The sequence below is a fragment of the Mycobacterium sp. E3339 genome, assembly GCF_001666915.1.
Taxonomy (GTDB): Bacteria; Actinomycetota; Actinomycetes; order Mycobacteriales; family Mycobacteriaceae; genus Mycobacterium.
Genome location: NZ_LZIZ01000185.1, coordinates 1 through 19,260 on the forward strand (window position 1 = coordinate 1; position 19,260 = coordinate 19,260).

Genomic DNA, 19,260 nt, shown 5'->3' on the forward strand with positions numbered 1-19,260 from the left:
GGCCCGTCAGGCTGTAGCTGCCATCACCGTTGGGGGTCGCCTGTGTGGTTCCGGCCCGCACGTCGGAGCCGCCCTGCTTCTCGGTCATCGACATGCCGGCCGTGATGCCGCGCTTGGTGGGCGCCGGCTTGAGCTCGGGATCGTATTCGCGGCTGGTCAGCAGCGGCTCGTAGATCGCCGCGAGTTCGGGGTTGTAGCGCAGGGCGGCTCCGACGTGCGGGCCGGAACCACACAGGCGACCCCCAACGGTGATGGCAGCTACAGCCTGACGGGCCACAAGTGGTTCACCTCCGCGCCGATGTGCGACATCTTCTTGGTTCTGGCGCAGGCCCCGGGCGGCCTGTCCTGCTTCCTGCTGCCGCGGGTGCTGCCCGACGGCACCCGCAACCGGATGTTTTTGCAGCGGCTCAAGGACAAGCTCGGCAACCATGCCAACGCCTCCAGCGAGGTCGAATATGACGGTGCGACAGCGTGGTTGGTGGGCGAGGAGGGCCGCGGGGTGCCGACCATCATCGAGATGGTCAACCTCACCCGGCTGGACTGCACCCTGGGCAGTGCCACCAGCATGCGCACCAGCCTGACCCGCGCCATTCACCACGCCCAGCACCGAAAGGCGTTCGGCGCCTACCTCATCGACCAGCCGCTGATGCGTAACGTGCTGGCCGACCTGGCCGTCGAGGCCGAGGCCGCAACCATCGTCGCGATGCGGATGGCCGGGGCCACTGACAAGGCGCTGCGCGGTGACGACCGGGAGGCGCTGCTGCGCCGCATCGGCCTGGCCGCCAGCAAGTACTGGGTCTGCAAGCGCGCCACCCCGCACGCCGCCGAGGCGCTGGAATGCCTGGGCGGCAACGGTTACGTCGAGGACTCGGGCATGCCGCGGCTGTTCCGTGAGGCGCCGCTGATGGGCATCTGGGAGGGCTCGGGCAACGTCAGCGCACTGGACACGTTGCGCGCCATGGCAACTCGCCCGGAATGCGTCGAGGTGCTGTTCGCCGAACTGGCCGAGAGTGCGGGCGCGGACCCGCGGCTGGGCGCGCACGTCGAGCGGTTGCGCAGCGACCTGGCCGACCTGGACACCATCGCGCAGCGCGCCCGCAAGGTCGCCGAGGACATCAGCCTGGCGCTGCAGGGGTCGCTGCTGGTGCGCCACGGTCACCCCGCCGTCGCCGAGGCCTTCCTGACCACCCGGATCGACCACCAGTGGGGCGGGGCCTACGGGACCATGCCCGCCAGGCTGGACCTGGCTCCCATTCTCGAGCGTGCTCTAGTAAAGGGATGACCTGCCCCGGCGACGATGCAGTGGGGGCTCCTCCAGCCGCGTAGCGGCGAGGGGGACGGAGCGGAGGAGGAGTGGCGCCATTGACTCACGCGATCAGGCCGGTCGACTTCGACAACCTGAAGACGATGACCTACGAGGTCACCGACCGGGTTGCCCGGATCACGTTCAACCGGCCGGAGAAGGGCAACGCGATCGTCGCGGACACCCCGCTGGAGCTCTCGGCGCTGGTGGAGCGCGCCGACCTGGATCCAGCCGTGCACGTCATCCTGGTGTCCGGGCGCGGTGAGGGGTTCTGCGCGGGCTTCGACCTGAGCGCCTACGCCGATCGCACCGGCTCGGCGGGTGGGACGGGCGCCTACGCGGGCACCGTGCTCAGCGGAAAAACCCAGGCGGTCAACCACTTACCCGATCAGCCGTGGGACCCGATGATCGACTACCAGATGATGAGCCGGTTCGTCCGCGGCTTCTCCAGCCTGATGCACGCCGACAAGCCGACGGTGGTCAAGATCCACGGCTACTGCGTGGCCGGCGGCACCGACATCGCGCTGCACGCCGACCAGGTGATCGCCGCCGCCGACGCCAAGATCGGCTACCCGCCGACGCGGGTGTGGGGCGTCCCGGCGGCAGGGCTGTGGGCGCACCGGCTCGGCGACCAGCGCGCCAAGCGCCTGCTGTTCACCGGCGATTGCATCACCGGCGCGCAAGCCGCGGAATGGGGGCTGGCGGTCGAGGCGCCGGACCCGGCCGACCTCGACGAGCGCACCGAGCGGCTGGTGCAACGGATCGCGGCGGTGCCCGTCAACCAGCTGATCATGGTGAAGCTCGCGCTGAATTCGGCTCTGCTGCAACAGGGTGTGGCCACCAGCCGGATGGTCAGCACGGTTTTCGACGGCGTCGCCCGGCACACGCCGGAGGGGCACGCCTTCGTCGCCGACGCGACCGAACACGGCTTTCGCGAGGCGGTCCGGCATCGCGACGAACCCTTCGGCGACCACGGCCGCCGCGCGTCGCAGGTGTAGCCCATGGCCACCATGACGGCCCGGTCGGTGGTGCTCAGTGTGCTGCTGGGGGCTCACCCGGCGCACGCCCGCGCCAGCGAATTGGTCCGCCTGACGGCCGATTTCGGCATCAAGGAGACGACGCTGCGGGTGGCGCTGACCCGCATGGTCGGCACCGGCGACCTGATCCGCTCGGCCGACGGCTACCGGCTGTCCGATCGCCTGCTGGCCCGGCAGCGGCGCCAGGACGACGCCATCGACCCGCGGGTGCGCCCCTGGAGCGGGGAGTGGGTCACGCTCATCGTCACCAGCGTGGGCGGCGACGCGCGCACCCGCGCGGCGCTGCGGACGGCCATGCACGGCAAGCGCTTCGGCGAACTGCGCGAAGGCGTGTGGATGCGGCCCGACAACCTCGAGCTCGAGCTGGACCCCGAGATCGACGCCCGGGTCCGGGTCCTGCGGGCCCGCGACGACAACGCCGCCGAGCTGGCCGCCCAGCTGTGGGACCTGCCCGGCTGGGCCCGGGCCGGCCACCGGCTGCTCGATGAGATGGCCGCCGCAAGGGACATTCCCGGCCGGTTCGTGGTGGCGGCGGCGACGGTGCGCCACCTGCTCACCGACCCGGTGCTGCCCGACGAACTGCTGCCGGCCGACTGGCCCGGCGCCCGCCTGCGGGCGGCATACCACGACTTCGCCACCGAGCTGCTCGAGCGGCGGGAACCCCTATTTGCGGAGGCAAAATGAATGATCCGGTACGTGTCGAGCGCAATGGCCCCGTGACGACGGTGATCCTGAACCGGCCGTCGGCCCGCAACGCGGTCAACGGTCCCACCGCCGCCGCGTTGTACGCGGCGTTCGACGAATTCGACCGCGACGACACCGCGTCGGTCGCCGTGTTGTGGGGCGAAGGCGGAACCTTTTGCGCCGGCGCGGATTTGAAGGCCTTCGCCACACCCGAGGCGAATGCCGTGCACCGGACGGGTCCGGGCCCGATGGGGCCGACGCGAATGGTGTTGTCCAAACCCGTGATCGCCGCGGTGAGCGGCTACGCCGTCGCCGGCGGGCTGGAGCTGGCGGTCTGGTGCGACCTGCGGGTGGCCGAACAGGACGCCGTGTTCGGCGTGTTCTGCCGCCGGTGGGGCGTGCCGCTGATCGACGGCGGCACGGTGCGGCTGCCGCGGCTGATCGGACACAGCCGGGCGATGGACATGATCCTCACCGGCCGCGGCGTCAAGGCCGACGAAGCGCTCGCGATGGGGTTGGCCAACCGCGTCGTGCCGACCGGCCAGGCGCGGCAGGCGGCCGAGGAACTGGCGGCGCAGCTGGCCGCGCTGCCACAGCAGTGCCTGCGGTCCGACCGCCTTTCGGCGTTAAACCAATGGGGGGCAACGGAATCCGAGGCGATCGACTTCGAGTTCGCCAGCATCTCCCGCGTCGCCGCCGAGGCGAACGAGGGGGCCGGGCGGTTCGCGGCTGGTGCGGGCCGGCACGGCGCGCCCACGGGCTGACCGGCGTCCTACGGCGCCAGCCGCACCCTGCCGGGCGGCGTGGGTGGCGTGTCACCGCTGGGCGGGCCCGCTGGCGCGGGAGCCACCGTCGGTCCCTGCTGGGGTCCCGGTTGCGGCTCCTGCGCCGGTGCCGGTGCTTGTTGCCGCGGAGACGGTGTAGCTACCGGCGGGGGCGGTGCCAGGATCTGGGCCGTCGGGCCGGGCGATGGGGGAAGTTGCGGCGGGTCCGGCTGCGGGGTTTCCCCCGCGGGAAACGGTCCGGCCCATGTGAGTGATGCCAGCCGAACGCTGACCGTGTGCACCGTCGGTTCGCTCGGGCCGGGCACGCGATTGGCCACGCCCTGCAGCGAAGCGATCTTCGGCTGATTGTTCGGGCAATAGGCCTCGACCGACGCGGAGATGAACCGGGCGATGGTGCGGGCGACGCGGTCGGCGGGGTATTGGCCGCCGCCCGGATTGGCTTTGAAGGCACGTTCCCTCAGGTCGTCGACCACGCCGTCGACCGGCATCCCGCCGTCGAGTTGGTGACAGATCCGGTGGGCCGTGCCGATGAGGCTGGGAATGTTGTCCAGCGCAGGGATTCCTTTTTGGTCGAGCAGCGATACGAATTGGTCGTCGGTCGGGTCGGCCGCCGCCGAGTCGTGGGGCAGCATCGCGACGCCGGTCAGCACCACGATCGCCGTGACCAGTGCGCCGGCGCGGTTGGTGGTGCGGGTGAGCATGGCTGGATTCCGTTCTGCCGGGATCATCATATGCCGCAACCGAAACGCCCGCTTCGCAACTGAATGCCCGTGCCGGGGAACGACTGTGGTCAGCCGCCCTTGGTGATCTTGTTGCCCGAACCCAGGTTGTCGACCTTGGGCTCACCGTCCTTGTAGGTGACGGTGTTGTTGAAGCCCACCACGCTGATCCGGGTGTCGACCTTGTCCAAGGTGATCTTGTTGCTCGCCCCGCCGATGGTCACCGTCGCGCAGCTGCCGGTGACGGTGAGGGTGTTGTCCGAACCGCCCACGTTCAGCGACTTGCCACTGGCGCAGTCGAGCGTCGCGGTGGTGCCCATCGATCCGTAGTTGAGCGTGTTGCCGATCTCGACCGACGCGGTGGTGCTGGCGCCGCTCGATCCCGTCGTGGGCGCCGCCGCGCTCGTCGTCGTCGCGCTGCTCTTCGTTGTCGTGGTGGAACCCGAGGGCGGGTTGGCCGTCGAACTGCAGCCGGCAATCAACATCGCCGCGACGGCCGGCGCCACGGCGCACGCGGTCAGCCGCCAGGGGCGGTCAAAGACGTGGGCAGACAATGTTCCTCGATTCCCCTCGGTTGGATGCGGTGTCGGGCTCAGCCGGGCACCTGCTGGAGCCGGTTGGTCATGCCCAGTTCGCGCCCGCGATCCCAAAGGACCGGCGCGCCGTTGTGGTAGAAGACCGTCTGGTTGTAGCCGTAGACGGTGATGTCGTGCGATACCGAATCGGCGACGACCGTGTTGGACGAGCCCATCACCGTCACCGCGTAGCAGTTGCCGAGCGCGGTGATGTTGTTGAAGGAGCCGTTGACCAACAGGGTGGCGTCGTTGCAATCCAGCGTCTGCTCGATGCCCTGCCCGGTGATGTGGGTGTCGCCGTTCTTGGCCTGCGCTACGGGGCTTGGGCTCGCGGCGACGGTGATGACACAGGTAGCCAGCGACCCGGCGACGGTAGTCCAGTTCACTGCGGCCCCCTCCGTGACGGTGGATCTGCTTGATGAGATTACGTCCATCCGGCCATGGCTGAAATAGTTTCGCCCCCGGCGTCAACTAGAGTCATTAGTTAATCACCCGGATCATCGCTAGCGAAGGGCCCGCCATGGCAGCTCAGCCGGAAACGCCGGCGGCCGGGCGCCCGCGCACGGCGAGGACGGGATCGCGCCCGGCCAAGCTGAGCCGCGACGGCATCATCGATGGCGCGCTCACCTTCTTGGACCGTGAGGGCTGGGACGCCCTGACCATCAACGCGCTGGCGACGCAGCTCGGCACCAAGGGGCCGTCGCTGTACAACCACGTGGACAGCCTGGAGGACCTGCGCCGCGCGGTGCGGATCCGCGTCATCGACGACATCATCACGATGCTGAACCGGGTCGGCGAGGGCCGCGCCCGCGACGACGCGGTGCTGGTGATGGCGGGCGCCTACCGCAGCTACGCCCATCACCACCCGGGCCGGTACTCGGCGTTCACCCGGATGCCGCTGGGCGGCGACGACCCCGAATACACGGCGGCGACCCGCGGCGCGGCCGCGCCGGTGATCGCGGTGCTGTCCTCCTACGGCCTCGACGGCGACGAGGCCTTCTACGCCGCGCTGGAGTTCTGGTCGGCGCTGCACGGCTTCGTGTTGCTGGAGATGACCGGCGTGATGGACGACATCGACACCGACGCGCTGTTCTCCGACATGGTGTTGCGGCTGGCAGCGGGCCTGGAGCGGCGCGTCGCCCGCGACGGCGCGATAGGTTAACCGCCGCTTTGACCTGCGAGACGGGCGGCGGGTATTGTGGAGGCTCGTGCCTGGCGGCTTACGGCGCCTAACCGTAAGGAAGTGGATGCCGGGCGAATTCGCATGTCCACGATGCATCGGATCTTCTTTCGGTGCGCGGCGCGTGCGACACACCCGGCCGCGGGGTAGTGCGGACGGGCATAACTGCAGTACGAAGACTTGAGAACAGCTAAAAAGACGCCCGACACGAACACAGAAAGCCTCCTAGATGCCAACGATTCAGCAGCTGGTCCGCAAGGGTCGCCGCGACAAGATCGCCAAGGTCAAGACCGCGGCCCTCAAGGGCAGCCCGCAGCGCCGTGGCGTGTGCACCCGCGTGTACACCACCACCCCGAAGAAGCCGAACTCGGCACTTCGGAAGGTCGCGCGCGTGAAGCTGACGAGTCAGGTCGAGGTCACCGCCTACATCCCGGGCGAGGGCCACAACCTGCAGGAGCACTCGATGGTGCTGGTGCGTGGTGGCCGAGTGAAGGACCTGCCCGGCGTGCGGTACAAGATCATCCGCGGTTCGCTCGACACCCAGGGTGTCAAGAACCGCAAGCAGGCTCGCAGCCGTTACGGCGCCAAGAAGGAGAAGAGCTGATGCCGCGCAAGGGGCCCGCGCCTAAGCGTCCATTGGTCAACGACCCGGTCTACGGGTCGCAGCTGGTCACCCAGCTGGTGAACAAAGTCCTGCTGGATGGGAAGAAATCGCTGGCCGAGCGCATTGTTTATGGTGCGCTCGAGAATGCCCGGGAGAAGACCGGTACCGACCCCGTGATCACCCTCAAGCGTGCTCTCGACAACGTCAAGCCCGCGCTCGAGGTGCGGAGTCGCCGCGTGGGTGGTGCGACGTATCAGGTTCCGGTCGAGGTGCGACCGGACCGCTCGGTGACCCTGGCCTTGCGCTGGCTGGTCAGCTTCTCCAAGCAGCGTCGCGAGAAGACCATGGTCGAGCGGCTGGCGAACGAGATCCTGGACGCCAGCAACGGCCTGGGTGCCGCCGTCAAGCGGCGTGAGGACACCCACAAGATGGCCGAGGCCAACCGCGCCTTCGCGCACTATCGCTGGTGACAGCCGCCCGCGATGATGCGGGAGGCCAGAAAGACAGCATCCAAGCAATCGAAAGAGTGGGAAGACTTCTGTGGCACAGAAGGACGTGCTGACCGACCTGACCAAGGTCCGCAACATCGGCATCATGGCGCACATCGACGCCGGCAAGACGACGACGACCGAGCGCATCCTCTACTACACCGGTATCAGCTACAAGATCGGTGAGGTGCACGACGGCGCCGCCACCATGGACTGGATGGAGCAGGAGCAGGAGCGGGGCATCACCATCACCTCCGCGGCCACCACCTGCTTCTGGAACGACAACCAGATCAACATCATCGACACCCCCGGCCACGTCGACTTCACCGTCGAGGTGGAGCGCAGCCTGCGCGTGCTCGATGGCGCCGTCGCCGTCTTTGACGGCAAGGAGGGCGTCGAGCCGCAGTCCGAGCAGGTGTGGCGGCAGGCCGACAAGTACGACGTCCCGCGGATCTGCTTCGTCAACAAGATGGACAAGATCGGCGCCGACTTCTACTTCTCGGTGAAGACCATGGAGGACCGGCTGGGTGCCAACGTCATCCCGATCCAGCTGCCCGTCGGCTCCGAGGGTGACTTCGAGGGCGTCGTCGACCTGGTCGAGATGAAGGCGAAGGTCTGGAGCGCCGAGGCGAAGCTCGGCGAGAAGTACGACGTGGTCGACATCCCGGCCGACCTGGCCGAGAAGGCCGACGAGTACCGCACCAAGCTGCTCGAGGCCGTCGCCGAGACGGACGAGGCGCTGCTGGAGAAGTACCTGGGCGGCGAGGAACTCACCGTCGAGGAGATCAAGGGCGCCATCCGCAAGCTGACCATCAGCTCGGAGGCCTACCCGGTGCTGTGCGGCAGCGCGTTCAAGAACAAGGGCGTGCAGCCGATGCTGGACGCGGTCATCGACTACCTGCCCTCGCCGCTGGACGTGCCCCCGGCCGTCGGCCACGCGCCGGGCAAGGAGGACGTCGAGGTCGTCCGCAAGCCGTCGACCGACGAGCCGTTCTCCGCGCTGGCCTTCAAGGTCGCCACCCACCCGTTCTTCGGCAAGCTGACCTACGTCCGGGTGTACTCGGGCAAGGTCGACTCCGGCAGCCAGGTCATCAACTCCACCAAGGGCAAGAAGGAGCGGCTGGGCAAGCTGTTCCAGATGCACTCCAACAAGGAGAACCCGGTGGAGACCGCCTCGGCCGGCCACATCTACGCGGTGATCGGTCTGAAGGACACCACCACCGGTGACACCCTGAGCGACCCGAACGACCAGGTCGTGCTGGAGTCGATGACCTTCCCCGACCCGGTCATCGAGGTGGCCATCGAGCCGAAGACCAAGAGCGACCAGGAGAAGCTGAGCCTCTCGATCCAGAAGCTCGCCGAAGAGGACCCGACGTTCAAGGTGCACTTGGACCAGGAGACCGGCCAGACCGTGATCGGCGGCATGGGCGAACTCCACCTGGACATCCTGGTGGACCGCATGCGCCGCGAGTTCAAGGTCGAGGCCAACGTCGGCAAGCCGCAGGTGGCCTACAAGGAGACCATCAAGCGGGCCGCGAACAACGTCGAGTTCACCCACAAGAAGCAGACGGGTGGCTCGGGCCAGTTCGCGAAGGTGATCATCAACCTCGAGCCGTTCACCGGCGAGGACGGTGCCACCTACGAGTTCGAGAACAAGGTCACCGGTGGCCGCATCCCGCGGGAGTACATCCCGTCGGTGGACGCCGGCGCGCAGGACGCGATGCAGTACGGCGTGCTGGCCGGCTACCCGCTGGTGAACCTGAAGGTCACCCTGCTCGATGGCGCCTTCCACGAGGTGGACTCCTCGGAGATGGCGTTCAAGATCGCCGGTTCGCAGGTCCTGAAAAAGGCTGCCGCGCAAGCACAACCGGTGATTCTCGAACCGATCATGGCCGTCGAGGTCACCACGCCCGAGGATTACATGGGCGATGTGATCGGCGACCTGAACTCCCGCCGTGGCCAGATTCAGGCCATGGAGGAGCGGAGCGGTGCACGCGTCGTCAAGGCGCACGTGCCGCTGTCGGAGATGTTCGGCTACGTCGGCGACCTGAGGTCCAAGACCCAAGGCCGGGCGAACTACTCCATGGTGTTCGACTCGTACGCCGAAGTGCCGGCCAACGTGTCGAAGGAGATCATCGCGAAGGCGACGGGTCAGTAAGAATCCCCTCGGAGTAATCTTGCCGGGTCATTGCAAAGCCTTGGGCGCGGCACAACTGAAAACACCAACACTGCTTTAACAAGCACCAACAGTCCAGGAGGACAACGAAGTGGCGAAGGCGAAGTTCGAGCGGACGAAGCCGCACGTCAACATTGGGACCATCGGTCACGTTGACCACGGCAAGACGACGCTGACCGCGGCTATCACCAAGGTTCTGCACGACAAGTTCCCGGACCTGAACGAGTCCCGCGCGTTCGACCAGATCGACAACGCGCCCGAGGAGCGTCAGCGCGGTATCACCATCAACATCTCCCACGTGGAGTACCAGACCGACAAGCGTCACTACGCGCACGTCGACGCCCCGGGTCACGCCGACTACATCAAGAACATGATCACCGGTGCCGCCCAGATGGACGGCGCGATCCTGGTGGTCGCGGCCACCGACGGCCCGATGCCGCAGACTCGCGAGCACGTGCTGCTGGCGCGTCAGGTCGGCGTGCCCTACATCCTGGTCGCGCTGAACAAGGCGGACATGGTCGACGACGAGGAGCTCTTGGAGCTCGTCGAGATGGAGGTCCGCGAGCTGCTGGCCGCCCAGGAGTTCGACGAGGACGCCCCCGTCGTTCGAGTCTCGGCGCTCAAGGCGCTCGAGGGCGACGCCACCTGGGTCAAGTCCGTCGAGGAACTGATGGAGGCCGTCGACGAGTCGATCCCGGACCCGGTCCGCGAGACCGACAAGCCGTTCCTGATGCCGGTCGAGGACGTCTTCACGATCACCGGTCGTGGCACCGTGGTCACCGGTCGTGTCGAGCGCGGCGTGATCAACGTGAACGAGGAAGTCGAGATCGTCGGCATCAAACCGGCCAGCACCAAGACGACGGTCACCGGTGTGGAGATGTTCCGCAAGCTGCTGGACCAGGGCCAGGCCGGCGACAACGTCGGGTTGCTGCTGCGTGGTATCAAGCGCGAGGACGTCGAGCGTGGCCAGGTCGTGGTTAAGCCCGGCACCACCACGCCGCACACCGAGTTCGAGGGCAGCGTCTACATCCTGTCCAAGGACGAGGGCGGCCGGCACACGCCGTTCTTCAACAACTACCGCCCGCAGTTCTACTTCCGCACCACGGACGTGACCGGTGTGGTGACGCTGCCGGAGGGCACCGAAATGGTGATGCCCGGTGACAACACCAACATCTCGGTCAAGCTGATCCAGCCCGTGGCCATGGACGAAGGCCTGCGGTTCGCGATCCGCGAGGGTGGCCGCACCGTCGGCGCCGGCCGGGTCGTCAAGATCATCAAGTAGTCCAGCTAGCCATAGAGCCCGGACTGCCGTTATCGGCAATCCGGGCTTTATGCGTTTTACCGGGTCCGACCGGGACGGCTCAGCTAGGATTCCCCGATAAGGGAGTCGGGGGAGCTGACCGGGAGGTTCCGATGTCCTTCGTATTCGCGACGCCCGAGTATGTGGCCGCCGCCGCGTCCGATCTGGCCAGGATCGGGTGGACGATCACGTCGGCGAACTCGATGGCGGCGGGCGCGACGTCGACCGTCCTCGCCCCGGGCGCGGACGAGGTGTCGGCCAGCATCGCGACGCTGTTCGACGCCCACTCGCAGGTGTACCAGGCGCTGAGCGCGCAGGCCGCGGTGTTTCACAACCAGTTCGTCGAGCTGATGAACGGCGGCGCGGCGCACTACCTGGCCACCGAGGCCGCCAACGCGTCGCCGCTGCAGTCCGCCGCGGCGCCCGCGTCGATGGCTGCGCAGCTGCCGGCGGCGACGGCCGCGGGCGGTTCGGCGCCCGGCGTTCCGGCCGCGCCCCTGATGTCGGCGGTCGCGCCGGCTTCCGCGATCGCGGGCGTGCAGGCCCCGGCCGCCCCCGCGGCCACCGCGGGGCCGGCGGCGCTGGCCCCGGCCACCACGGCCACGCCGGTGCGGATGGTCGCGCCCGCCTACACCCCGGCCACCGCGCAGCCCGCGGTGCCGGCGCCGTCCACGGTCAGCCCGCTCGCGACGACACCGGCGCAGGTGGAGACGCCGCAGGCCGCCGCGGCCCCGGCGATGCCGGTATCGACCGGCGGCACGCCGGTGAAGGTGGTGTCCGCCCATTCGGCCCCCACCTCGGCGCCGGCCGGATCGTCGGCGCGTCCGGCGCCGGCCGTGATACCCAAGGTGGACTAGCGCGCCGCCGGTTTGCGTGTATGGCGCGCGCGGCGACCCCGCGAGAGCTAACCTGACACGAAAATTCCCAGCAAGGGTAAGGAGACTCTCGTGTTGGCGCGCTACCTGAAGGCACAGTTGGTGGTTTTGCTGTGCGGTGGCCTGGTCGGGCCGATTTTCTTGGTGGTCTACTTCACCCTCGGGTTCGGCAGCCTGCTGCAGTGGATGTTCTATGCCGGTCTGTTCATCACCGTGGCCGACGTGCTGGTCGCGCTCGCGTTGGCCAACTACGGCGCCAAGTCGTCGGCCAAGAACGCGGTGCTCGAGCAGAGCGGCGTGCTCGCGCTGGCCCAGATCACCGGGGTCACCGAGACGGGGACCTGGATCAACAACCAGCAGGTGGTGAAGGTGCACCTGCACATCTCCGGCCCCGGTTTCCTGCCGTTCGACAGCGAGGACCGGGTGATCGCCAGCGTGACCCGGCTCGGCAACCTGTCCGCCCGCAAGTTGGTGGTGCTGGTCAACCCCACCACCAATGAGTACCGGATCGACTGGGAGCGAAGCGCTTTGGTCAACGGCCTGGTGCCCGCGCAGTTCACCGTCGCCGAAGACAACAAGACCTACGACCTCAGCGGGCAGGCCGGGCCGCTGATGGAGATCCTGCAGATCCTCAAGGCCAACAACGTTCCGCTCAACCGGATGGTCGACATCCGGTCTAACCCGGTGCTGCGCCAGCAGATCCAGGCCGTGGTGCGCCGCGCGGCCGAACAGCAGGCGCCCGCCCCGCAACCGGCCGCCGCCGGCGGACCGGCGCCGGTGGTCACGCCCCCGCAGCCGTCGGTCGCCCAGCGGCTGCAGGAGCTCGAGACGCTGCGCGCCAGTGGCGCGCTGACCGACCAGGAGTACGCCAGCCGGCGGGCCCAGATCATCTCCGAAATCTGACCGCCGGGCGAGTTAGAACAGGTTTCAGTTTCGCTGCTAGCCTGACTGCGTGGCTGGATCACTGCAGGGACGCGTCGCGTTCATCACCGGCGCCGCCCGCGCCCAGGGCCGTTCGCACGCCGTGCGGCTGGCCGCCGAGGGCGCCGACATCATCGCGCTCGACATCTGCGCGCCGGCGTCGAAGAGCCTGACCTACACGCCGGCCACGCCGGAGGATCTCGCCGAGACGGTCCGGCTGGTGGAGGCGCAGGGCCGCAAGGTGCTGGCCCGCGAAGCGGACGTCCGCGACGACGCCGCGCTGCGCCAACTCGTGGCCGACGGCGTCGAACAATTCGGCCGGCTCGACATCGTGGTGGCCAACGCCGGCGTCTTGAGCTGGGGCCGGGTGTGGGAGCTCACCGACGAGCAGTGGGACACCGTGATCGGGGTGAACCTCACCGGCACCTGGCGCACGCTGCGCGCCACCGTGCCCGCGATGATCGAAGCCGGCAACGGCGGCTCGATCGTGGTGGTGAGCTCGTCGGCGGGCCTGAAGGCCACCCCCGGCAACGGACACTATTCGGCCAGCAAGCACGGGCTCACCGCGCTGACCAACACCCTGGCCATCGAGCTCGGCGAATACAACATCCGGGTCAACTCCATCCACCCCTACTCCGTCGACACCCCGATGATCGAGCCGGAGGCGATGATGGAGATATTCGCCCGCCACCCCGGCTTCGTGCACAGCTTTCCCCCAATGCCGTTGCAGCCCAACGGCTTCATGTCTCCGGACGAGGTGGCCGACGTCGTGGCGTGGCTGGCCGGCGACGGGTCGGGCACGGTGACCGGCACCCAGATCCCGGTGGACAAGGGCGCGTTGAAGTACTGATCGGTCATCGTGGTATGAACTGCACGTGACCGCTAGCAAAGGAATCTTGATCGTCGGCGGGGGGCTGGCCGCCGCCCGGACCGCCGAGCAGCTGCGCCGATCGGGGTTCGAAGGCCGCGTCACGATCGTCAGCGACGAGGTGCACGTGCCCTACGATCGCCCGCCGCTGTCGAAAGAGGTGCTGCGCAAAGAGGTCGACGACGTGGCCCTCAAACCGCGGGAGTGGTACGACGAGAACGACATCACCCTGCGCCTGGGCGCGGCGGCCACCGGCCTGGACACCGCGGCGCGGACGGTGACGCTGGCCGACGGCTCGGCGATCGGCTACGACGAACTCGTCATCGCCACCGGCTTGGTGCCGCGGCGCATCCCGGCGCTGCCGGACCTCGACGGCATCCGGGTGTTGCGCTCGTTCGACGAATCGATGGCGCTGCGTGAGCACGCGTCCGCCGCGCAGCGCGCCGTCATCGTCGGCGCCGGATTCATCGGCTGCGAGGTGGCGGCCAGCCTGCGCAGCCTCGGGGTGAACGTCGTGTTGGTCGAGCCGCAGCCGACGCCCCTGGCGTCGGTGCTCGGCGAGCGAATCGGCGAGCTGGTGGCGCGCCTGCACCGCGAGGAGGGGGTGGACGTCCGCCTCGGTGTCGGGGTGGCCGAGGTGCGCGGCGACGGGCGGGTGGACACCGTCGTGCTGAGCGACGGCACCGAGCTGGCGGCCGACCTGGTGGTCATCGGCATCGGGTCGCACCCGGCGACCGGCTGGCTCGAGGGCAGCGGCGTCGAGATCGACAACGGCGTGCTCTGCGACGAGGCCGGACGGACCAGCGCGCCCAACGTATGGGCGCTCGGCGACGTCGCATCGTGGCGCGATGCGACGGGACACCAAGCGCGCGTGGAACATTGGAGCAACGTGGCCGACCAGACCCGCGTCGTGGTGCCCGCGATGCTGGGGCAGGAACCACCGGCGGCCGTGGTCGTGCCGTACTTCTGGAGCGACCAGTACGACGTCAAGATCCAGTGCCTCGGCGAGCCCGAGGCCACCGACACCGTCCACCTCGTCGAAGACGACGGCCGCAAGTTCCTGGCCTACTACGAGCGGGACGGGGTGCTGGTCGGTGTGGTCGGCGGCGGGATGCCCGGCAAGGTCATGAAGGCCCGCGGCAAGATCGCGGCCGGCGCGCCCATCTCCGACGTGCTGGGCTGACCCGCACGAGAGTCATTGCGCGGCGGCGTGTTTCGTCCCGCCGTTCACCCAGTGCACCGGCGGGCCGTGCGGATGGCATTCCCCCAGGATCTCCAGCTCGCCGCCCGGCCAGCGCCGCGCCCGCACCAGGAACCGGATCGGGGCGTCCGGCCCCTCGCGTGCCGGCTCCAGCGTCAGGTGCACGAACGGCGATCGCTCGTCGGCCCGCTCGCCCAGCGCGCCGACGCGGGCGCGGACCGCGTCGCGCTCCTCGCCGGACAGGTACTGCCAGGTGATCGAATGCCACAGCACCGTCAGCGCGCCCGCGGCCGGCGTCAGGCCGGCGACCGCGTCGGCGGCCGTCTGGCGCTGCAGCCGGGCCGGCACCCGCCGCGCCACCTCGATCGCGCCGCGCAGCCGCTCGAGCCGGGCGGTCTGGTCGGGCCAGACGTAGCTCAGCACGGTGAGCTCCCCGTCGGCTCCGGTCACGTCGATGGGCGCGATGTCGAAGCCGCTGCGCTCGACGATCTCCACCCCGCCGCCGGGCGGCAGCGCGCCGCGCCACGCGTCGTGGATCGTCACCGGCGAATCGTCCGGTCCCCACTGGCCGTCGGCGAATCGATAGCGGTAGTGGTCGGCGCGCAGGTTCAGCCCCGCGCTCGAGCCGATCTCGAAAAGCCGCACCGGCAAACCTGATTCACCGTTGATGCGCAACAGCGCGCCGATCAGCGCGGCGGACCGGCCGACCTCGTTGGTCTGCGGTGGTTGCCGCAACGCCGCCCGCAGCGCCTCCGAGTGTTCGGCTGCGACGCCCTCGATCTCGGGCCACGCCGCTACGGCGTCCCAGCTGCCGCCGGTGCTGGGATACCACCTTCGTAATTGCCGGGCGCGGCCGTCGAGCACCAACCGGTGCAGCCCGCCGAGCAGCCGCAGCGGCACGGCGAGGCGCGAGGGGGCGTCCTCGTGCCCGGACAGGATCGCGGCGAAGACGCCGCCGGCCTCGACGTCGGCGGCCACCAGCTCGAAAAGTTCGCCGTACATCGGCGAGCCCGAGCCGGCGCAGAACCGGCCCTGCGCCCGCAGGGTGTGCAGCAGGTGATCCGCGGTCACCGATCCAGCCCGTCCAGCCCGGCGCCGACCACGTCGAAGGCGTTGCCCAGCGCGATGGGCAACGGGACCGACTCGTCGCCGAGCCAGTGCTCGTAGGCCGACAGCGCCACCCCGAGCATGGTCCAGGCGGCGGTCTGGGGCACCAGGTCGGTGGTCTTGCGGTCCAGGCGGCGGGCCACGAAACCGGCGATCACCTCGCGCCAGCCGGCGTACATGGTCATCGAATACGCCTGCAGTTCGGCGGTTTGCAGGATGACCCGCATCCGCTGGCGGTGCCGCGCGGTCTCCGACTCGTCAAAGGTGTTGAACGCCAACAGCGCATCGCGCAGCGCCTGGCCCAGCGGCACCCGCGGGTCGACGGCGTCCAGCAGGTCGCGCAGGTGCGCGAGGTGGGTGTCGAAGTCGCCCCACGGGATGGCGTTCTTGGACGCGTAGTAGCGGAACAGCGTGCGCCGCGAGATGCCGGCGGCCTGGGCGACGTCGTCGACGCTGACGTCGGCGAAACCGCGCGCGCCGAACAGCTCGATCGCGACGTCGGTGATGTGGTGCGGCGTGGTCGAGCGGCGACGGCCCACCCGCGGCTGCGGCACCATGAGACCCGCCCTTCCATTTCGGCACTCGATGCCATATTCTGACGAAGCTTGTGACTCGAACCCCATCGTTGTCAAGAACCGACGAAAGGCAATGACCCATGGACCACGAAACCGAGACCGAGACCCAGCTCGTCGCCGAGACCCTGGTTGAAGAGGTGTCCATCGACGGCATGTGCGGGGTCTACTGAACCGCGTGTTCGACCCCGGCCGCGGCTGGCGGTTGCACCCGCAGGTGGCGGTTCGACCCGAACCATTCGGGGCGTTGCTCTACCACTTCGGCACCCGCAAGCTGTCCTTTCTGAAGAACCGCACCATCCTCACCGTGGTGCGGTCGCTCGCCGATCATCCCGACGTCCACTCGGCCTGCCGCGCGGCGGGTGTGGACGACTCGGACGAGGCCCCCTACTTGCACGCGCTGGGCGTGTTGGCCGATTCGAAGATGCTGGTCCCCCAGGAGGTCCCATGACAGCCACCGTCCCGCGGCTCATCGAGCAGTTCGAGAGCGGGCTCGACGCGCCCATCTGCCTGACTTGGGAGCTCACGTACGCGTGCAACCTGGCGTGCGTGCACTGCCTTTCGTCGTCGGGCAAACGGGATCCGCGGGAGCTGTCCACCCGGCAATGCATGGACATCATCGACGAGCTGGAACGCATGCAGGTGTTCTACGTCAACATCGGCGGCGGCGAGCCCACCGTGCGCCCCGACTTCTGGGAGCTGGTCGACTACGCGACCGCGCACCACGTCGGGGTGAAGTTCTCCACCAACGGGGTCCGCATCACCGAAGAGGTCGCCGCCCGGTTGGCCGCCAGCGACTACGTCGACGTCCAGATCTCGCTGGACGGCGCCACCGCGGAGGTCAACGATGCGGTGCGCGGCCCCGGATCGTTCGCCATGGCGGTGCGCGCGCTGGAGAACCTTGCCAATGCGGGCTTTGCGGACGCGAAGATCTCCGTCGTGGTCACCCGCCACAACGTCGACCAGCTCGACGAATTCGCCGCGCTGGCAAGCCGTTACGGCGCCACCCTGCGGATCACCCGGCTGCGTCCGTCGGGGCGCGGCGCGGACGTCTGGGACGACCTGCACCCCACCGCCGCCCAGCAGGTCCAGCTCTACGACTGGCTGGTGGCCAAGGGGGAACGGGTGCTCACCGGCGACTCCTTCTTCCACCTGGCGCCGCTCGGCTCCTCCGGCGCGCTGGCCGGTTTGAACATGTGCGGCGCGGGCCGGGTGGTCTGCCTGATCGACCCCGTGGGGGACGTGTACGCGTGCCCATTCGCCATTCACGACCGCTTCCTGGCCGGAAATGTGTTGTCCGACGGGGGATTCGACAACGTCTGGAAGAATGCGCCGCTGTTCCGCGAGCTGCGCGAACCGCAGTCCGCGGGGGCGTGCGGCAGCTGCGGCCACTACGACGCCTGCCGGGGCGGCTGCATGGCGGCGAAGTTCTTCACCGGCTTGCCGATGGACGGGCCGGATCCCGAGTGCGTGCAGGGGCACAGCGCCCCGGCGCTGGCCCGCCGGCGGGAGACGCCGCGGCCCCGGGCCGACCACTCCCGCGGACAACGGGTTCGCCAGCCGGTGCCCCTGACACTGTCCGTGCGGCCACCCGACGCGCCCCCGGCGCGCCTGTGCAACGAAAGCCCCGTATAGCTCATGGCCGGCCAATGGTTTGAAACCGTCGCCATCGCCCAGCAGCGCGCGAAGCGGCGGCTGCCGAAATCCGTCTACTCGGCGCTGCTCGCCGGCAGCGAAAAGGGCGTCACCGTCTCCGACAACGTCGCGGCGTTCGGTGAACTCGGATTCGCCCCCCACGTCGTCGGCGCGCAGGAGAAGCGCGACCTCTCGACTACCGTTCTGGGACAAGATATTTCGATGCCGGTGCTGATTTCGCCGACCGGCGTCCAGGCAGTCGATCCGGACGGCGAGGTCGCCGTCGCGCGGGCCGCGGCGGCACGGGGAACGGCGATGGGCCTGTCCTCTTTCGCCAGCAAACCGATCGAGGAGGTCGTCGCCGCCAACCCCAAGATCTTCTTCCAGGTGTACTGGCTGGGCGGGCGCGACGCGATCGCCGAGCGGGTGGAACGGGCGCGCCAGGCCGGCGCGGTGGGTCTGATCGTCACCACCGACTGGTCGTTCTCGCACGGGCGCGACTGGGGCAGCCCCCAGATTCCCGAAGCGATGAACCTGCGGACGGTCCTGCGGCAGTCTCCGGAAGCGGTCTTCAAGCCCCGCTGGCTGTGGAAGTACGGCAAGACGCTACGCCCGCCGGATTTGCGGGTGCCCAACCAGGGGCGCCGCGGCGAGCCCGGCCCACCCTTTTTCGCCGCCTACGGCGAGTGGATGGGTACGCCGCCCCCGACGTGGGAAGACATCGCCTGGCTGCGTGAACTGTGGGGCGGGCCGTTCATGCTCAAGGGCGTGATGCGCGTGGACGACGCGAAAAGGGCTGTGGACGCCGGGGTTTCGGCGATCTCGGTGTCCAACCACGGGGGCAACAACCTGGACGGCACGCCGGCGTCGATTCGCGCCCTGCCCGCGGTGGCCGCCGCGGTCGGCGATCAGGTCGAGGTGCTGCTCGACGGCGGCATCCGCCGGGGAAGCGATGTGGTCAAGGCCGTGGCGCTGGGGGCACGCGCGGTGATGATCGGGCGCGCGTACCTGTGGGGCCTGGCCGCCGCCGGGCAGGCGGGCGTGGAGAACGTGCTCGACATCCTGCGCGGGGGCATCGACTCGGCGCTGATGGGCCTGGGCCACGCGAGCGTGCACGAGCTCGGTCCGGACGACATCCTGGTGCCCCCCGGCTTCACCCGGGCGCTGGGTGTGCCGTCCGCCTGAGCAGCCGATAGTCGTCCGGGAGACGGGGTCGTCGGCGATGATTGA

The 19,260-nt window shown here is 69.0% G+C and carries 22 protein-coding genes; 17 read left to right on the forward strand and 5 right to left on the reverse strand.

Translation table 11 applies throughout. From position 1 onward, the window contains the following. From A5702_RS16890 to A5702_RS16905, 4 genes are all read left to right on the forward strand, one after another. On the forward strand, positions 1–1,282 hold a 1,282-nt coding region (locus A5702_RS16890), incomplete at its 5' end, for an acyl-CoA dehydrogenase family protein (protein ID WP_369817926.1). A gap of 80 nt (positions 1,283–1,362) precedes the next feature. Next, a complete protein-coding gene (locus A5702_RS16895) occupies positions 1,363–2,301 on the forward strand; it encodes a crotonase/enoyl-CoA hydratase family protein (protein ID WP_055405342.1) in 939 nt (312 codons plus the stop codon). Positions 2,302–2,304: 3 nt separating this feature from the next. After that, positions 2,305–3,024 (forward strand): PaaX family transcriptional regulator C-terminal domain-containing protein, encoded by a 720-nt coding sequence (locus A5702_RS16900; protein ID WP_068222101.1) that lies wholly within the window; start codon positions 2,305–2,307, stop codon positions 3,022–3,024. After that, positions 3,021–3,788: a crotonase/enoyl-CoA hydratase family protein gene (locus tag A5702_RS16905; protein ID WP_055405340.1), complete on the forward strand. Its 768-nt coding sequence runs from the start codon at positions 3,021–3,023 to the stop codon at positions 3,786–3,788. Before A5702_RS16900 ends, A5702_RS16905 begins: the two co-directional genes overlap by 4 nt. Before the next feature lie 8 nt (positions 3,789–3,796). Here the strand turns inward: A5702_RS16905 and A5702_RS16910 are convergent, their stop codons facing one another. The 3 genes from A5702_RS16910 to A5702_RS16920 form a co-directional block, all read right to left on the reverse strand. Continuing rightward, a complete protein-coding gene (locus tag A5702_RS16910) occupies positions 3,797–4,510 on the reverse strand; it encodes a DUF732 domain-containing protein (protein ID WP_055405339.1) in 714 nt (237 codons plus the stop codon). An 89-nt stretch (positions 4,511–4,599) separates the two neighbouring features. After that, complete coding sequence (locus A5702_RS16915) at positions 4,600–5,013, reverse strand: DUF3060 domain-containing protein (RefSeq protein ID WP_082459992.1); 414 nt, start codon at positions 5,011–5,013, stop codon at positions 4,600–4,602. A 107-nt stretch (positions 5,014–5,120) separates the two neighbouring features. Next, on the reverse strand, positions 5,121–5,489 hold the full coding sequence (locus tag A5702_RS16920) for a DUF3060 domain-containing protein (RefSeq protein WP_055405337.1): 369 nt from the start codon (positions 5,487–5,489) through the stop codon (positions 5,121–5,123). A 134-nt stretch (positions 5,490–5,623) separates the two neighbouring features. On the opposite strand from A5702_RS16920, the gene A5702_RS16925 reads away from it, so the two are divergent. The 9 genes from A5702_RS16925 (at position 5,624) to A5702_RS16965 (ending at position 14,698) form a co-directional block, all read left to right on the forward strand. After that, positions 5,624–6,265: a TetR/AcrR family transcriptional regulator gene (locus tag A5702_RS16925; RefSeq protein ID WP_068222105.1), complete on the forward strand. Its 642-nt coding sequence runs from the start codon at positions 5,624–5,626 to the stop codon at positions 6,263–6,265. Positions 6,266–6,512: 247 nt separating this feature from the next. Continuing rightward, positions 6,513–6,887 (forward strand): 30S ribosomal protein S12, encoded by a 375-nt coding sequence (gene rpsL, locus A5702_RS16930; RefSeq protein ID WP_007167812.1) that lies wholly within the window; start codon positions 6,513–6,515, stop codon positions 6,885–6,887. Further along, positions 6,887–7,357, forward strand: a complete 471-nt coding sequence (rpsG, locus tag A5702_RS16935; protein WP_055405335.1) for a 30S ribosomal protein S7 — start codon at positions 6,887–6,889, stop codon at positions 7,355–7,357. The genes rpsL and rpsG overlap by 1 nt, the downstream gene beginning before the upstream one ends. A gap of 70 nt (positions 7,358–7,427) precedes the next feature. Further along, positions 7,428–9,533 carry an elongation factor G gene (gene fusA, locus A5702_RS16940; protein ID WP_082462561.1) on the forward strand — a complete coding sequence of 702 codons (2,106 nt, stop codon included), beginning with the start codon at positions 7,428–7,430 and terminating at the stop codon, positions 9,531–9,533. 109 nt (positions 9,534–9,642) lie between these two features. Beyond that, the gene (gene tuf, locus A5702_RS16945; protein WP_055401916.1) at positions 9,643–10,833 is read left to right on the forward strand and encodes an elongation factor Tu; all 1,191 of its coding nucleotides are present in this window, start codon (positions 9,643–9,645) and stop codon (positions 10,831–10,833) included. 131 nt (positions 10,834–10,964) lie between these two features. Beyond that, positions 10,965–11,708, forward strand: coding sequence for a PE family protein (locus A5702_RS25810; RefSeq protein WP_082956098.1), 744 nt, complete (start codon positions 10,965–10,967; stop codon positions 11,706–11,708). A gap of 90 nt (positions 11,709–11,798) precedes the next feature. Continuing rightward, on the forward strand, positions 11,799–12,629 hold the full coding sequence (locus A5702_RS16955) for an SHOCT domain-containing protein (RefSeq protein WP_068222107.1): 831 nt from the start codon (positions 11,799–11,801) through the stop codon (positions 12,627–12,629). 49 nt (positions 12,630–12,678) lie between these two features. Continuing rightward, entirely contained in the window at positions 12,679–13,497 is an 819-nt protein-coding gene (locus A5702_RS16960) for a mycofactocin-coupled SDR family oxidoreductase (protein ID WP_055401912.1), read from the forward strand. Between the two features lie 19 nt (positions 13,498–13,516). Then, complete coding sequence (locus A5702_RS16965) at positions 13,517–14,698, forward strand: NAD(P)/FAD-dependent oxidoreductase (RefSeq protein WP_068222109.1); 1,182 nt, start codon at positions 13,517–13,519, stop codon at positions 14,696–14,698. A 12-nt stretch (positions 14,699–14,710) separates the two neighbouring features. Here A5702_RS16965 and A5702_RS16970 read toward each other — a convergent pair whose 3' ends face one another. Together A5702_RS16970 and mftR are read right to left on the reverse strand one after the other, a co-directional pair. Then, on the reverse strand, positions 14,711–15,787 hold the full coding sequence (locus A5702_RS16970) for a DUF2332 domain-containing protein (protein ID WP_068222112.1): 1,077 nt from the start codon (positions 15,785–15,787) through the stop codon (positions 14,711–14,713). Further along, the gene (mftR, locus tag A5702_RS16975; RefSeq protein ID WP_055401905.1) at positions 15,784–16,380 is read right to left on the reverse strand and encodes a mycofactocin system transcriptional regulator; all 597 of its coding nucleotides are present in this window, start codon (positions 16,378–16,380) and stop codon (positions 15,784–15,786) included. Before mftR ends, A5702_RS16970 begins: the two co-directional genes overlap by 4 nt. Before the next feature lie 98 nt (positions 16,381–16,478). On the opposite strand from mftR, the gene mftA reads away from it, so the two are divergent. Genes mftA through mftD form a run of 4 tightly spaced genes read left to right on the forward strand, consistent with a single transcriptional unit; the run spans position 16,479 to position 19,215 of the window. Further along, positions 16,479–16,568, forward strand: coding sequence for a mycofactocin precursor MftA (gene mftA, locus A5702_RS16980; RefSeq protein WP_040621348.1), 90 nt, complete (start codon positions 16,479–16,481; stop codon positions 16,566–16,568). Continuing rightward, positions 16,553–16,846 carry a mycofactocin biosynthesis chaperone MftB gene (gene mftB / locus A5702_RS16985; protein ID WP_055401901.1) on the forward strand — a complete coding sequence of 98 codons (294 nt, stop codon included), beginning with the start codon at positions 16,553–16,555 and terminating at the stop codon, positions 16,844–16,846. The genes mftA and mftB overlap by 16 nt, the downstream gene beginning before the upstream one ends. Then, complete coding sequence (gene mftC / locus A5702_RS16990) at positions 16,843–18,030, forward strand: mycofactocin radical SAM maturase (RefSeq protein WP_055401898.1); 1,188 nt, start codon at positions 16,843–16,845, stop codon at positions 18,028–18,030. Before mftB ends, mftC begins: the two co-directional genes overlap by 4 nt. A 3-nt stretch (positions 18,031–18,033) precedes the next feature. Continuing rightward, entirely contained in the window at positions 18,034–19,215 is a 1,182-nt protein-coding gene (mftD, locus tag A5702_RS16995) for a pre-mycofactocin synthase MftD (RefSeq protein ID WP_055401896.1), read from the forward strand. The last annotated feature ends 45 nt before the right edge of the window (positions 19,216–19,260 follow it).

Bases quoted from the DNA above. Each gene is read 5' to 3' on its own strand.
- rpsG (WP_055405335.1), top strand. From the start codon at position 6,887: ATGCCGCGCAAGGGGCCCGCGCCTAAGCGTCCATTGGTCAACGACCCG.
- A5702_RS16900 (WP_068222101.1), top strand. From the start codon at position 2,305: ATGGCCACCATGACGGCCCGGTCGGTGGTGCTCAGTGTGCTGCTGGGG.
- A5702_RS25810 (WP_082956098.1), top strand. From the start codon at position 10,965: ATGTCCTTCGTATTCGCGACGCCCGAGTATGTGGCCGCCGCCGCGTCC.
- A5702_RS16905 (WP_055405340.1), top strand. From the start codon at position 3,021: ATGAATGATCCGGTACGTGTCGAGCGCAATGGCCCCGTGACGACGGTG.
- rpsL (WP_007167812.1), top strand. From the start codon at position 6,513: ATGCCAACGATTCAGCAGCTGGTCCGCAAGGGTCGCCGCGACAAGATC.
- mftR (WP_055401905.1), bottom strand. From the start codon at position 16,380: ATGGTGCCGCAGCCGCGGGTGGGCCGTCGCCGCTCGACCACGCCGCAC.
- mftC (WP_055401898.1), top strand. From the start codon at position 16,843: ATGACAGCCACCGTCCCGCGGCTCATCGAGCAGTTCGAGAGCGGGCTC.
- A5702_RS16910 (WP_055405339.1), bottom strand. From the start codon at position 4,510: ATGCTCACCCGCACCACCAACCGCGCCGGCGCACTGGTCACGGCGATC.
- mftA (WP_040621348.1), top strand. From the start codon at position 16,479: ATGGACCACGAAACCGAGACCGAGACCCAGCTCGTCGCCGAGACCCTG.
- mftD (WP_055401896.1), top strand. From the start codon at position 18,034: ATGGCCGGCCAATGGTTTGAAACCGTCGCCATCGCCCAGCAGCGCGCG.
- A5702_RS16915 (WP_082459992.1), bottom strand. From the start codon at position 5,013: ATGTTGATTGCCGGCTGCAGTTCGACGGCCAACCCGCCCTCGGGTTCC.
- A5702_RS16925 (WP_068222105.1), top strand. From the start codon at position 5,624: ATGGCAGCTCAGCCGGAAACGCCGGCGGCCGGGCGCCCGCGCACGGCG.